This is a genomic window from Octadecabacter arcticus 238 (assembly GCF_000155735.2).
GTDB lineage: Bacteria > Pseudomonadota > Alphaproteobacteria > Rhodobacterales > Rhodobacteraceae > Octadecabacter > Octadecabacter arcticus.
Genome location: NC_020910.1, coordinates 100,017 through 113,838 on the forward strand (window position 1 = coordinate 100,017; position 13,822 = coordinate 113,838).

Annotated in this window: 13 protein-coding genes; 10 read left to right on the forward strand and 3 right to left on the reverse strand. The window is 52.6% G+C overall.

From position 1 onward, the window contains the following. Positions 1-4 precede the first annotated feature (4 nt). The 3 genes from OA238_RS28180 to OA238_RS28190 all read right to left on the reverse strand — a co-directional run bounded on the left by OA238_RS28180 (position 5) and on the right by OA238_RS28190 (position 2,489). Positions 5-1,264 carry a glycerate kinase type-2 family protein gene (locus OA238_RS28180; RefSeq protein WP_044039237.1) on the reverse strand — a complete coding sequence of 420 codons (1,260 nt, stop codon included), beginning with the start codon at positions 1,262-1,264 and terminating at the stop codon, positions 5-7. A 70-nt stretch (positions 1,265-1,334) separates the two neighbouring features. Continuing rightward, on the reverse strand, positions 1,335-2,105 hold the full coding sequence (locus OA238_RS28185) for a 3-ketoacyl-ACP reductase (RefSeq protein WP_015497804.1): 771 nt from the start codon (positions 2,103-2,105) through the stop codon (positions 1,335-1,337). Between the two features lie 72 nt (positions 2,106-2,177). Next, the gene (locus tag OA238_RS28190) at positions 2,178-2,489 is read right to left on the reverse strand and encodes a Dabb family protein (protein WP_015497805.1); all 312 of its coding nucleotides are present in this window, start codon (positions 2,487-2,489) and stop codon (positions 2,178-2,180) included. 120 nt (positions 2,490-2,609) lie between these two features. On the opposite strand from OA238_RS28190, the gene OA238_RS28195 reads away from it, so the two are divergent. The 10 genes from OA238_RS28195 to OA238_RS28240 all read left to right on the forward strand — a co-directional run bounded on the left by OA238_RS28195 (position 2,610) and on the right by OA238_RS28240 (position 13,795). Beyond that, on the forward strand, positions 2,610-3,428 hold the full coding sequence (locus tag OA238_RS28195) for an aldo/keto reductase (RefSeq protein WP_015497806.1): 819 nt from the start codon (positions 2,610-2,612) through the stop codon (positions 3,426-3,428). A gap of 126 nt (positions 3,429-3,554) precedes the next feature. Continuing rightward, positions 3,555-5,132, forward strand: a complete 1,578-nt coding sequence (locus OA238_RS28200) for a CoA-transferase (protein ID WP_015497807.1) — start codon at positions 3,555-3,557, stop codon at positions 5,130-5,132. Continuing rightward, positions 5,125-6,624 carry an aldehyde dehydrogenase family protein gene (locus tag OA238_RS28205; RefSeq protein WP_015497808.1) on the forward strand — a complete coding sequence of 500 codons (1,500 nt, stop codon included), beginning with the start codon at positions 5,125-5,127 and terminating at the stop codon, positions 6,622-6,624. Before OA238_RS28200 ends, OA238_RS28205 begins: the two co-directional genes overlap by 8 nt. Before the next feature lie 40 nt (positions 6,625-6,664). Continuing rightward, the gene (locus OA238_RS28210) at positions 6,665-7,789 is read left to right on the forward strand and encodes an ABC transporter ATP-binding protein (protein WP_015497809.1); all 1,125 of its coding nucleotides are present in this window, start codon (positions 6,665-6,667) and stop codon (positions 7,787-7,789) included. A gap of 5 nt (positions 7,790-7,794) precedes the next feature. Continuing rightward, positions 7,795-8,262, forward strand: a complete 468-nt coding sequence (locus OA238_RS28215) for a MaoC family dehydratase (protein ID WP_015497810.1) — start codon at positions 7,795-7,797, stop codon at positions 8,260-8,262. Positions 8,263-8,392: 130 nt separating this feature from the next. Further along, positions 8,393-9,625 carry an ABC transporter substrate-binding protein gene (locus OA238_RS28220; RefSeq protein WP_015497811.1) on the forward strand — a complete coding sequence of 411 codons (1,233 nt, stop codon included), beginning with the start codon at positions 8,393-8,395 and terminating at the stop codon, positions 9,623-9,625. A 60-nt stretch (positions 9,626-9,685) separates the two neighbouring features. Beyond that, a complete protein-coding gene (locus OA238_RS28225; RefSeq protein WP_015497812.1) occupies positions 9,686-10,612 on the forward strand; it encodes a carbohydrate ABC transporter permease in 927 nt (308 codons plus the stop codon). Then, positions 10,612-11,463: a carbohydrate ABC transporter permease gene (locus OA238_RS28230; RefSeq protein WP_015497813.1), complete on the forward strand. Its 852-nt coding sequence runs from the start codon at positions 10,612-10,614 to the stop codon at positions 11,461-11,463. Before OA238_RS28225 ends, OA238_RS28230 begins: the two co-directional genes overlap by 1 nt. Positions 11,464-11,497: 34 nt before the next feature. Beyond that, positions 11,498-12,178: a TetR/AcrR family transcriptional regulator gene (locus OA238_RS28235; RefSeq protein ID WP_044039241.1), complete on the forward strand. Its 681-nt coding sequence runs from the start codon at positions 11,498-11,500 to the stop codon at positions 12,176-12,178. Positions 12,179-12,184: 6 nt separating this feature from the next. Further along, complete coding sequence (locus OA238_RS28240; RefSeq protein WP_015497815.1) at positions 12,185-13,795, forward strand: GMC family oxidoreductase; 1,611 nt, start codon at positions 12,185-12,187, stop codon at positions 13,793-13,795. Positions 13,796-13,822: the final 27 nt, after the last annotated feature.

Consider the following 13,822-nt stretch of genomic DNA (forward strand, 5'->3'; position numbering starts at 1 on the left):
AATGTCATCTGATCAAAATTGCCCGAAAGTCGTTCACGTTGGTGCCGGTTGGACCGGGTGAAAAGAGGTCGCCAATGACATCAAATGCTGTCCAGGAATCGTGATTTGCAAGGAGAGCTTCCGGGTTTTGTCCCAGCGATCTAAGGTGTTTGGCACTTTGGCCTGATACGAATGCGCCAGCATTTTCTTCTGAGCCGTCAATCCTGTCCGTATCTGCCACGAGTGCGGAAAACGGAACTTCTGCGCCTGCCAGCGCCAATGACAACGCAAATTCCGAATTGCGTCCCCCTTTGCCGGATTTGGAAAGCGTTACGGTCGTCTCGCCGCCCGACAGCAAAACGACGGGTCGTGGGAATGGACGGTCGTTGCGAGAAATTTCCGTGGCAATCGCCGCATGCATCTTGGCAATTTCCTTCGCCTCACCCTCGATTTGGTCAGATAGAATGACCGCAGGTATCCCGATCTCTTTTGCGCGTTCCGCTGCGGCTTCTAACGACTTTCGTGCCGAGGCAATGATGACCACTTCGTCACGTGCAAAGCTGGCGTCTTGGGTGATCGGTGTACCGCGCGGTGTGATTTCCAGCCATTTCGCCAAACGTGGTGGCATGGAAATACTCCAGATGTCTATCAAACTCAGTGCGAATTCACGAGATACCGTACTTGGGATAGTGGGGCCTGACGCAACTTGTGCTGGGTCATCTCCCGGCACATCTGACACCACCAAGGTCACGACCTTTGCAGGATGTGCCATCTGGGCAAGACGCCCGCTTTTGATGGCACTAAACTGCCCGCGTAGCGCATTCATCACCGAAATGGGTGCGCCAGAATTTAGCAATGATGTGTTCAGATCAATTTCGTCCTGCAGTGTCAGATCATCCAGCGGCATCGGCAGAAGTGCGGACCCGCCACCACATATCAAAGCAACAACAAGGTCAGCTTCGGTAAGGTCTTGAACGGCATCAATGATTTGGCGGGATGCGTTTAACCCAGCCTTATCTGGAATAGGGTGCGCCGCGGTCAAAACGGTTATCTGATCGCATGGCACGTCATAGCCATAACGCGTAACAACCACCCCACTGAGCGGCACTGTCCACTGTTGTTCAAAAGCGCGTGCGAGCTGCGCTGCACCTTTGCCCGCACCTATGACGACCGTTCGGCCTTTGGGGGGCTTGGGAAGATTGGCTTTGATCGCTTCGTAAGGATCGGCGGCGGAAACGGCAGCCTCAAAGAGCGCAATCAAGACGGCGCGATCTGTGCCATCCACCGTGCTGCAAGTTGCAAGTTGGGCTGGGGCGCTGTTGAGGTGTTCAAGATGGTGGTTCACGCATGCAATCCTAAAACCTTGGCACAAGCATGCCGCCATCAACGGATATAACGTGGCCAGTGGTATAGGGTAGGCGATTGGTCGCGAGGCTCACAATCACTTGTGCCACTTCTTCAGGCTGGCCAACACGCGGGTAAAGGCACAGTCCGGCTGCTGCACGTTCTTTGTAGGTCTCGATCACCGCTTTTGTCATCGGTGTCTCAATGAGGCCTGGCTGCACGTCGTAGACGGCGATATTTTCAGGGGCCAATCTTGCTGCATAGCACTTTGAGATCATCGCAGCGGAAGACTTTGAGGCGCAGTATTCTGCGCGGGGCACGGCGACTGCGGTCGCATTCGACGAGGTGACATTGATGATCGCATGGGCGCAGTCTTTAGCGCGTTCGCGTGCCAATAGCGTTTTCGAAAAGGCTTGACACAAAAAGAAAACCGCCTTGGCGTTCACCGTCATACAGCGGTCAAAGCTTTGTTCGCCCACATCAAGGATGTCACCGCGGCTGATGACACCGACACCGGCATTATTGACGAGCGTCGTAATAGGACCAAGCGTTGCTGCGATGCGTTGCAGGGCGTCTGCGTGCGCATTTATGTCGGAGACATCAAAGATTGCCTTGCAAGCTTTGCCCCCCATGCTTTCAATTTCAGTGACCAGATCATCCAAGGCTTCCGATGGCTCAAGATCATTCAGAGCGACAGAAAAAGATGCCTCAGCCATGGCTAATGCCGTGGCGCGCCCGATGCCTCCGCTTGCTCCAGTTACTAATGCAACTTGCTGTGTCATGGCCTGTTGTCCTTGTAGTTTGCGGCTGTTTTTATGGTGAGTGGTGAGAGTGTGGAATGGTTTTTTGCTGTGTTAAACGGCGACATCACAGACAAAGACGCCATCGATACCCGCGTCTGTCGCAGCGTTGATCCGCGCTGCGATGCCTTTGTGTGTTTCATTCGATAAGTAGGCGTCACGCGCTGAGATATCTTCAAAGTCGATCCAGAACATATCCAGAAACCCCCGCACGACATCATTTTCAGGCGATATGTTTGAACCAGAGCCAAAATTGATAAAGCCGCTGACTTTTGTTTTGAGGGCTTCGAGGTCGCGTAGAATACCGTCTTTGATGTCTCGTGATACCGAGTTTCTATATTTTAGAAAAACCAAATGTCTGATCATCGTGTCGTCCTCATGTTTTTGAATAACTCGAATCACTTGTAACTCACTAGAGAGTGACTTAACAAGAGATGATGTGATCAGCGCCTGATTAAGAGAAGGGCGCATTGAGGGAGGACTAATATGTCGACGGCATTTACAGGCGTTTTTCAGCGCGGATTTGGGACATTTCCACTTCGCAGTGAGAAGTTGAAATCTGCGGTGCGCACGGCTGCAGAGATCGGGTACCGCGCTTTTGATACGGCGCAGTGGTACGGAAACGAAGCTGACCTGGGCGCTGTGCTTCCTGAGTTAGGGATTGATCGCACATTGCTGCAAATCACGACAAAGGTGCATCCGCACAACATGTCAGCTGACAAATTTATGCCGTCAGTTGAGAAGAGCTTGCGTGACCTGAAGACAGAACAAGTTGATGTCCTTCTGTTGCATTGGCCGCCCAACGACAATCCGGTCGAGCCTTCATTGACCCTGCTGCAAGATGCATATGAAAAGGGATATGCAAAGCATATAGGCGTGTCCAACTATACAACTGCGATGATGCGCGCTGCGGTGCGTTGTTTGGATGCGAAGCTTGTGATCAATCAAATCGAATTTCATCCGCTGCTTAATCAAGACAAGGTTTTGGCCACCGCTGCTGAGGTCGGAATCCGACTAGGATCCTATTGTTCCATCGCACGGGGTGAAATTTTTAAGTATCCCGTTCTGGGCGAAATTGGCGAAGGCCACGGTAAGTCAGCGGCGCAGGTGGCCCTGCGATGGATTTTGCAAAAGGGCGTGGCGCTGAACACAATGTCGACAAAACGAGCCAATATGCAGGCCAACTTTGACGTTATGGACTTTGTTCTGTCGTCATCCGAAATGCAAAAAATCGACGTGCTGACGACGGCCGACTATCGCATTAGCAACGCAGAAACAGTGCCGTTTGCCCCAGTGTGGGACTGATCGTAGAGCGGAAAAGTAGAAATGTCTTTACTCAAATTTGACGTATTGACTTAATCCTCAAGTTAAGTAACTCTCCAGTGAGTGAATAAAGAAAGAAGTGAATCCCACGTGATTGAATTGTCAGCCATGGACTGTGCAGACCTCGTAAATGACGGGGCGACAATTGCTGTTACCGGCAATGGTGGCGGCATGCTTGAGCCGGATGCAATCTTTGCAGCCCTCGAATCCCGTTTCCTCGCAACCGGCCACCCCAAGAACCTGACGCTGATTCATGCACTTGGAATTGGCGACGGCAAGGCTCGCGGCATCAGCCGATTTGCACACAAGGGCATGGTGGGTCGCGTTATTGGCGGGCATTGGTCTTGGTCGCCGCAGATGCAGCGACTGGCACGCGACAATGATATCGAAGCTTTCACCCTGCCGTCTGGTGTGATTTCGCTTCTGCTGCGCGAAAGTGGGGCAGGCCGTCCTGGTTTGATCACGCATGTTGGTTTGGGCACGACATATGATCCGCGCGAAACTGGGGGTGCCGCCAATGAGGCTGCGAAATTGGCAGTGCCGCTAAGTGAAATCGTTGTTCTGGGTGGCAATAAATACATTCGCTACCTACCCATTCATCCTGATTTTGCGATCATTCGGGGCACCTATTGCGACCAGACAGGAAATATATCCGGCGCAGAAGAAGCTGGTGACTTAGATGTTTATTCTGTGGCTCTTGCTGCGAAAAACGCAGGTGGACAGGTTCTCGCGCAAGTGCGTGAAACACGCAAAGCAGAGGCCTGTTATGCACGGCTTGTTTCTGTACCAGGCGTACTTGTCGATTGTGTGGTAAAGATCGCAGACCAGCCGCAGACGCATTTTCGCAATGATCAGCCAAGCGTCGCTGGTTTGCCGCATGCAACCGCTCCTATTGGGGAGGCCTTTGAAGGATTGACCCTTCCGCAAGGTGCGCGGGCCATCATCGCGCGGCGTGCTGCCGATGAAATCATCGATGGGCAGTCCGTGAACTTTGGATTTGGAATTCCCGGCGGGATCGCGGCCATTCTTGAAAGCCGTGGGTCTATCGGTAAGATATGGGTCACCGTTGAGCAGGGCATCCACAATGGTCGTCTTATTGACGGGCCGTTGTTTGGTGCCGCGATCAATCCGCAGGCCATTATGCGCTCTACCGATCAGTTCGATTATTATAGCGGTGGCGGGGCAGATATCGCCTTTTTAGGTGCTGGCGAATGCGATGCTGCTGGCAACGTCAATGTTTCCCAATTGGGTGGTGATGTCGTGGGGCCGGGTGGTTTTGTTGATATTTCGCAAGGTGCGAAACAGGTCGTGTTCTGCGGAACGTTTGAGACGGGTGGGCTTCGCGTGGCTGCAGCCAAACAGACTTTGTCGATTGAAAATTACGGCCGCATTCCAAAATTTGTAGATCAGGTCCGCGAAGTCACATTCGCAGGTGCGCTTGCCGCGGCAACAGGTAAGCCAGTCACCTACATCACAGAGCGTGCCGTTTTCCAACTGACCGCGACCGGCATGGAATTGATTGAAATAGCTCCAGGGGTTGATCTGCAAAAGGATATTCTCGATCGCATGTCATTCGCACCTCGGGTGTCTGAAAATCTGACGCTCATGCCCGCGCATTGTTTCGTGGGTGACGAAACCTGTGCCAAATCCTCTAAATCCAAAGCGCTAGGAGCAACACATGTCTGACGCGGTACAACAGGTCTTTGCAGATCCAAGGCGCTACCAGAACTTTATTGATGGCGCGTTTGTTGATGCATCTGATGGCGCAACGATTGAACGCGAGAGCCCTGCGCATAGCCGTGTGGTCAGCATTTATGCGGCCGCAACCAAGGACGATACAGATGTCGCGATTTCGGCTGCACGGTGTAGCTTTGATAGCGGTAATTGGGCGTATGCCTATGCTGGTGACCGTGCCGCGGTTTTGCGTGCCGTTGCGCAAAAAATCCGTGATAACGTCGAAGAACTTGCACTTGTGGAAACGTTGGAATCTTCGAAGCCCATTGGCGTGTCGCGCGGCGAGGTCATGTTTGCTGCCGAACTTTGGGACTATGCTGCGGGTCAGGCACGCGGGTTGCACGGTGACAGTCACAACAATCTTGGTCCCGACATGATGGGTATGGTGCTACGCGAACCGATTGGTGTTGTTGGCATTATTACACCTTGGAACTTTCCGCTGCTGATCCTGTCCGAGCGATTGCCTTTTGCACTAGGTGCAGGCTGTTCAGTTGTTGTAAAGCCAAGCGAATTCACATCCGGCACTTCATTGATGCTTGCACAATACTTGGTTGATGCAGGCCTACCTAAGGGCGTCTGCAATATACTGGCCGGAGACGGCGCAATAGTTGGGCAAACCATTATCGATAGCCATGATGTGGACATGGTGGCCTTTACCGGTTCCAGCCGCGTCGGCAAAATGGCGATTAAAGCGTCAGCTGGAAACATCAAGAAGCTGTCGCTAGAGTTGGGCGGCAAATCGCCCTCCGTCGTGTTTGCGGACTGCGACATAGATGCCGCCATTGACGGTGTACTTAAGGCGGCAAACGTCAATATGGGTGAATGCTGCATCGCGGGATCACGGTTACTGATTCAGGATAGTATTGCAGATGCGTTTCAGGCGAAACTTGCCGCGCGTCTCAAAGATCTGAAAATGGGTGACCCCTTCGATCCAACATCGCGCATTGGTGCGATCATCAACGATCGCCAATATGCACAGATATCGTCTTACGTTGATATTGCGGTGAAAGAGGGCGCGACCATGGTTTGTGGCGGTGATCAAGATGCATACGATGGCTTGTTTTTCCCACCGACGATCATTGCTGATGTGCGCCCCGAGATGCGCGTCGCTCGCGAAGAAATCTTTGGTCCGGTGCTTGTCATGATGACGTTCCAGGATCGCGATGAGGCGATCAAGCTTGCGAATGCCACCGACTATGGTTTGGCTGCCTACGTTTGGACGCAGGATTTGGCCAATGCGCTTTATTGCACGCGTCACATCAAAGCGGGTCGGGTCTGGGTGAATTCCGCGCTGGATGGTTTCCCAGAGATGCCTTTGGGCGGCTTTAAGCAGTCGGGCAACGGTCGTGAAACCGGCCGCTACGGTATTGAGGAATATACAGAATTGAAGTCCGTCCATTTACAAATGGGCACGCAGAAAGAGCGTTGGGTCACCGACGTCTAAGCAAAGGAATAGGATCGTTTTCACGATCTATGGAGGAAAGATGGCTGATATTGTTCTCAAAAACGTCCGCAAGTCCTTTGGGACTGTCGATGTAATCAAGGGCGTCGACCTAGAGGCCAAGCATGGCGAGTTTGTCGTCTTTGTTGGCCCGTCCGGCTGTGGAAAATCTACACTTTTGCGGATGATTTGTGGCTTGGAACGCATTACCTCTGGCCAGATCTTGCTGGACGGCGAAGACATGAGTGAAGTTGAAGCATCGGATCGTGGCACTGCGATGGTGTTCCAGTCATACGCGCTTTACCCGCATATGACGGTTGCCGAAAACATGAGCTTCAGTCTGCGCATGGCAAAGGTTGATAAGGCAGAGATCAAGCGGCGCGTCGATCAGGCAGCCAATATTCTTCAGATCCAACATCTGTTGGATCGCAAGCCAAAGGAAATGTCGGGTGGCCAACGACAGCGTGTTGCCATTGGCCGTGCTATTGTACGCCAGCCCAAGGTCTTTTTGTTTGACGAGCCGCTGTCTAATCTGGATGCAGAACTGCGTGTGCAGATGCGGGTTGAGCTATCCAAATTGCATAACGAAATTGGTGCAACGATGGTCTACGTCACGCACGATCAGGTCGAGGCGATGACCATGGCGGACCGCATTGTCGTTCTGCGCGATGGGTTGGTCGAACAAATCGGATCACCGCTGGAGCTTTACTCGAAACCAAACAATCGCTTTGTCGCGGGTTTCATCGGCTCACCTCAGATGAATTTCTTGGAAGGTACCGTAGATGCATGCGACGGCGTGTTGGCGGCTGTGACGGCGGCAGGAACAGTTGGCGGAATTCACATCCCTCTGCGGGACGGGGCAAATGTACGCCCAGGTCAAAAGGTATATGTCGGCATTCGACCCGAACATTTTGCTGTCTCTTATGGCGACACAGGCCTGTCTGTTCTTGTTGATGTTGTTGAAAATCTTGGCGGTCTTGCTTTTGCCTATGGCAAGACAGAGATGGGGCAGGACGTCATTCTTAAAGCTGATAGCGAAAAGCCACTCTCATTTGGTACACAAGTTAAAGCCACTCTACAGGCCGAGTACTGTCATTTGTTTGATGAAACTGGTGCAACTGTCAGTGCCGCAGCGGGTGCCGTGCGCCTGCAAGAAGCAGCAGCGTGAACCAGATGACCGAAACGCGCTTACAGCCCGGCAAATGTTACTTCGAAGACCTGCAGGTAGGATACTATTTTCAAACTGGCCGTATCGTAGTGACGGAAACGCATATCGTGAACTTTGCTGGGATTTCCGGCGACTTTTTCGACGTGCATATGGATGATGAATTCGCCCGCGCGCAGGGATTTCCAGCGCGTATCGCACATGGTCTGCTGGGGCTTAGCCTTGTTGACGGGCTAAAAAACCGCGCTGATGTAAAGTTGCAAGCGGTGGCGTCTTTGGGTTGGAAAAGTTGGAACTTCACAGCCCCCATCGTGATGGGTGACAGCATTACGGCAAGAATATCAGTTGAAACCACCAAGCTGACGTCAAAGGGCGACCGCGGAGTTGTCGAGTTGCGGTTTGACGTCACCAATCAAGATGACGTGTTGGTCCAAACAGGGTGCAATGTCCTGCTGATGCAACGCGAGGAAAGTTAATGCAAGAATAGTAAATTAATAACTCACCAGTGAGTTCAAAAGGTTGCCCCGATCAAAGGGTAAAAGTGGCCGTTTCACGGCTCACAAAATAGCCAAGAGGAAATGGCTGTCATAGCGGAGGAGAAAAGTTATGAAATTCGTCAAAACACTATTGTGTGCAACAGCAGTTGCGGCACTTTCAACGGCGGCAAGTGCGCGGGAATTGGTGATGAACGCCAATACCTCGGACCCGGCACAAAAGCTGGCCATCGAAAATCTGATCACAGAATTTGAGGCCGAATACCCAGAGATCGACGTGATCTTCAATCTGTATGATCACGAGGCTTACAAAGTTGCCATGCGCAATTTTCTGGTGTCAGACGCACCGGATTTGATCACGTGGAATGCGGGCAACCGGATGAAAGTCTTTGTTGATCTGGGGCTTCTGGACGATGTTTCGGACGTTTGGGAATCTGAGGGACTATACGAGTCCATGCCCGCCGTGGTGAGCGCATCGTCCGTTGACGGCAAGCAGTACGGAGTTCCTTATGCCTATTACGCTTGGGGTTTCTATTACCGCAAAGACTTGTTCGAGCAGGCGGGTATCACCGAAACACCAACCACCTGGGAAGAGTTCAAAACGATCGGTGAACAACTGCAAGCCGCAGATATCACGCCAGTCACAATCGGAACAAAGAACCTGTGGCCCACAGCGGGCTGGTTCGATTTTCTGAACATGCGGATCAACGGCGCTGAATTCCACGCCGAGCTTATGGATGGCGAGGTTGCCTATACTGACGACCGCGTCAAAGCCGTGTTCGCGCATTGGGCAGAACTCGTTGAGGGTGACTTCTTCATCGAAAATCACCCAGCATACTCCTTCCAAGAGGCGCTGCCCTTCATGAACCAAGGTGACGCGGCCATGTATTTGCTCGCGCCCTTTATTGTCTCAATGTTTCCTGAGGAAGTACGCAAGAACGTTGAATGGTTCCCATTCCCGACAATCGACGCTGACATGCCGATCTATGAAGATGCGCCTACCGACAGCTTCCACATTCCTGCGAATGCATCGAATAAGGAAGATGCGCGCCTGTTCCTGCGGTTTGCAGCGCAAGCTGATGTACAAACAAGGCTGGCCGGCACAATGGACATGCTCCCAACCAACATCAACGCAACCGTCAAGGATGACCGGTTTGCGCAGGGTGGCTTTGCTCAGCTAAGCCAAGCGGCTGGCATCATGCAGTTCTATGACCGTGATACCGATCCTGCTTTGGCCCGCGTTGGTATGCAAGGCTTCCAGGAGTTCATGCAGAACCCAGAGCGGATCGACGCGATCTTAGAGCAGATCGAAGTCGAGCGTGCTCGCATCTACGGCGATCTTTGATCCGACAACGCCCGCTCTGGCGCCTACGGGCGCCAGAGCCCACCCGAGGAGGTTTTTATCATGTCTGATCTTTCCGTTGGCGCCCCTGTGCCCGTAAGACGACGCCAAAGCTTTTTTCGTCGCAACAAGCTTGTGATCACGCCTCTTCTATTCATCGCGCCAGCCTTTGCGATGTTTTCACTCTTTGTGATTTACCCAATCATTCAATCAATAGCGCTGTCCTTTACCCAGTGGCAGGGCATTGGCCCCAAGACATTCATCGGCTTTGAAAACTACCGACAGCTGTGGCACGATCCTGTCTTTTGGAAAGCTCTGGTCAATAACATCTACTGGCTTGTTCTCTTCCTGTTGGCACCTGTGATCGGGCTTTTCGTGGCCTTGTTTCTTAACCAAAAAGTATTCGGCATCCGGCTTGTGAAGTCGTTGTTCTTCTTTCCCTTTGTTGTATCGCAGATCGTGGTGGGCATGATCTTCACATGGTTCTATGATCCGTCCTTTGGCTTGATCGCCGCCATTATTGAACCCCTCGGTTGGACCATCCCGTCCATCCTTGCGGACGAAAACTGGGCGACCATTGGTGTGATCGTCGCCGGCCTTTGGCCGCAGACTGCCTATTGCATGATTCTTTACCTGACAGGGCTGAATAGCGTGAACCCCGAAATAGTTGAGGCCGCGCGTCTGGATGGTGCAAAAGGCTGGTGGCTGCTGGTGCATATTGTGCTGCCACAACTGCGGGCTGCAACCTTTATTGCCATTGTGGTCACGATTATCGGCGCTTTGCGGTCATTCGACCTTGTTGCGATCATGACCGAAGGTGGCCCGTATAATTCGTCAAACGTGCTGGCTTACTACATGTATGACAATGCGATTTTCCGCTACCGCGTGGGCTATGCCGCGGCCATCGCCACAGTCCTCTTCATGATCATGAACGTCTATATCGCCTGGTTTCTCATGCGTCTGCTCAAGTCAGAGAAAGGGTCTCACTGATGTTTCCCCGCCCAATCCAAGACCAAAGCCTATTGCGGCAACGCCTCTATAAGATCGCTTTGCCCATCTCACTGATTGTCTGGCTGCTACCGATGATTGCAATTGTCGCGACGGCTGGTCGGTCCTTATCGGACATCAACTATGGCAACTACTGGGGTGTGCCCACCGAATGGGCGTTTGTGGCCAACTTCACGGCTGTCTTCGATAGCTCGCCGATCCTGATTTATCTGATGAATAGCTTCATCATCACGGTACCTGCAATCATAGGCGCGCTGGTCTTGTCGACATTGGCGGGGGCAGGGCTTGCGCTTTATAAGTTTAAGTTCCGCTTTTTCATCTTTGCGTTGTTTATTGCGGGCAACTTTGTGCCGTTCCAGATTTTGATGATGCCGGTACGGCAGCTGACCCTCGATCTGGGGATTTATGATACCTATTGGGGCGTGATCCTGTTCCAAATCGCATTCCAGACAGGGTTCTGTACATTCTTCATGCGTAACTTCATCGCAGAGCTGCCGTTTGAATTGGTTGAATCCGCTCGGTCCGAAGGGGTCAGTGAATGGAAAATCCTGATCCATGTCATCGTGCCGCTTTTGCGACCTGCATTGGCGGCGTTGGCCGTGTTGCAGTTTACCTTCATCTGGAATGACTTCTTCTGGCCATTGATCCTGATCCAGTCGGATGAGCTGCGCCCGGTGACTTTGGGGCTGACGACGCTGAAGGGGCAGTTCATCTCATCGTTCAACTTGCTTGCTGCGGGGTCACTAATTGCGGCATTGCCACCTGTTATGATGTTTTTTGCCATGCAGCGCCATTTCATAGCAGGATTGACTTTGGGGGCGAGCAAAGGTTGACCGTGGATATATGTATCGACAAGAGGTGTCTCTGATGACCAAAGCCCCCCTACGTAAGGCCGCTGTGAAACGCATTGGTCGCAATGCCGATGTTGCAAAAGCTGACCTGATCAGTTCAGCGCGACGGGAATTTGCCGACAAAGGGTTCGCGCTGGCCGGTATTGAAGCGATCGCAGAGCCGACCGGCCTGAACAAGAAGATGATCTATCACTACTTTGGATCAAAGGAGGGTTTGTATGTCGCTGTTCTTGAAGAGGCTTATATAGGTATCCGAGAAATGGAAGAGTCTCTTGGCCTTGATCAGTTGGCCCCTTTGGACGCAATCCAGAAGCTTGTTGAGGCGACGTGGGACTATTACGTCGCCAATCCTGATTTCCTTGCCTTGGTTAACCAAGAAAACCTGCTGCGCGCCACGTATCTTAAGAAATCTGGCGTTATGAAAACGTGGACCAGCACGTTACTTAATCGTGTTCAAAGCGTTCTGGACCGCGGTGTTGCCGATGGCACGATTCGTGCTGGAATAGATCCGATGCAATTGAACCATTCGATTGCGGCCCTTGGATTTTACTATCTCAACAACCGTTTCACCAATGCCGAGCTTTATTCCTTTGATCACATGGCTGCTGAGGCGCTTGCGACCCGCCGTGCATTCAATGTGGATTTCATCATGACATACGTCATGGCCGGTCCTGATAAACCTAAGCTAGAAAGGTAGCCGCCTATGCCCGACCGTGCCTACACTCATATCATTGTCGGGGGCGGCACATCGGGATGTGTCCTTGCTGCGCGGTTGACCGAAGATGCGTCCACGAATGTCTTGTTGTTGGAAGCTGGTGGCCGCGATTGGCATCCTTATATTCACATACCGGTTGGATTCTCCAAAATCACTGGCGGGAACCTGACTTGGGGCTATCAGACCACGCCACAAGTTCATGCCAGCAATAGGCGCATACCTTACGCACAGGGCCGCGTTCTGGGAGGTGGAAGTTCAATCAACGCCGAGGTTTTCACACGTGGCGTGCCCGCTGACTACGATCGTTGGGCAAATGAAGAAGGCTGCACAGGATGGTCGTTCAAAGACATTCAGCGGTATTTCATCCGCTCTGAAGGCAACACAGCACTCGCGAATGAATGGCACGGAACCGATGGGCCTTTGGGTGTGTCGAACATTGCCAATCCGCAACCTTTGACGCGCGCCTTTGTGATGTCCTGCCAACAGCAAGGTATCCCTTTGAACTCGGATTTTAACGGGGCAGAGCAGGCGGGCACTGGATACTATCAGCTCAATGTTGTCGGTGGTCGCAGGGTGTCAGCCGCGCGCGGGTATTTGGATCCAGCGCGAGGGCGCAAGAACCTGACCATTTTGACGGGTGCCAGAGCACATCGCCTGACATTTGATGGACATCGCGCAACGGGTGTCGAATATGAGCTTCGCGGCAAAATCGAAACTGCAACCGCCGAAGCAGAAGTTATCGTCACGGCAGGGGCAATCGGTACCCCAAAGCTATTGATGCTGTCGGGGATCGGCCCTGCCGAACACCTTCGCGAGAAGGGCATTGAAGTACGGGCAGACGTTGCGGGGGTCGGGGCAAACCTGTCTGATCATGTGAACATTGATTTGGTAGCAGAGCTCAAGAACCACCTGAGTTTGGATAAGTACAAAAAGCCACATTGGGCTGCATGGGCGGGGCTGCAATATGCGCTGTTCAGATCAGGACCAGTCGCGAGTAATGTGGTTGAGGGTGGGCTGTTCTGGTATTCAGGTCAGGATCGCAGCATGCCGGATTTGCAGTTCCATTTCCTTTCAGGTGCGGGGGCGGAGGACGGAGTCGCCGGCGTCGCGCCCGGAAAATCAGGCATCACCTTAAACTGCTACGGTCTGCGGCCCAAGGCGCGCGGTTCCGTGCGTTTGTTGTCTGCTGATCCGAAGGCCGCGCCGGATATCGATCCAAATTTCTTTGGTCACCCCGACGACTTGCGCGTCACTATCGAAGGTCTAAAGCTCAGCCGAGAGGTCTTTGCGCAGCCTGCTTTGGCCAAACATATCAGCCGCGTTGTTTTGCCCGATGACAGCATCAAGTCAGACGACGAGTTGTCTGACTTCGTGCGAAACCATGCGCGCACTTCGTATCATCCAGTAGGGACCTGCCGCATGGGGTCGGATGATAGCGCCGTCGTTGATCCAACCATGAAGGTGAATGGTTTTTCAGGCCTACGGATTTGTGACAGCAGTATATTCCCAAGTTTGATTGGTTCAAACACCAACGCGCCAACGGCAATGGTTGCCGAAAAGGCAAGTGACATCATACTTGGACGCGGTAAGATCTTATGAGTAGGTTTTGTCACACCGTGATCAGGC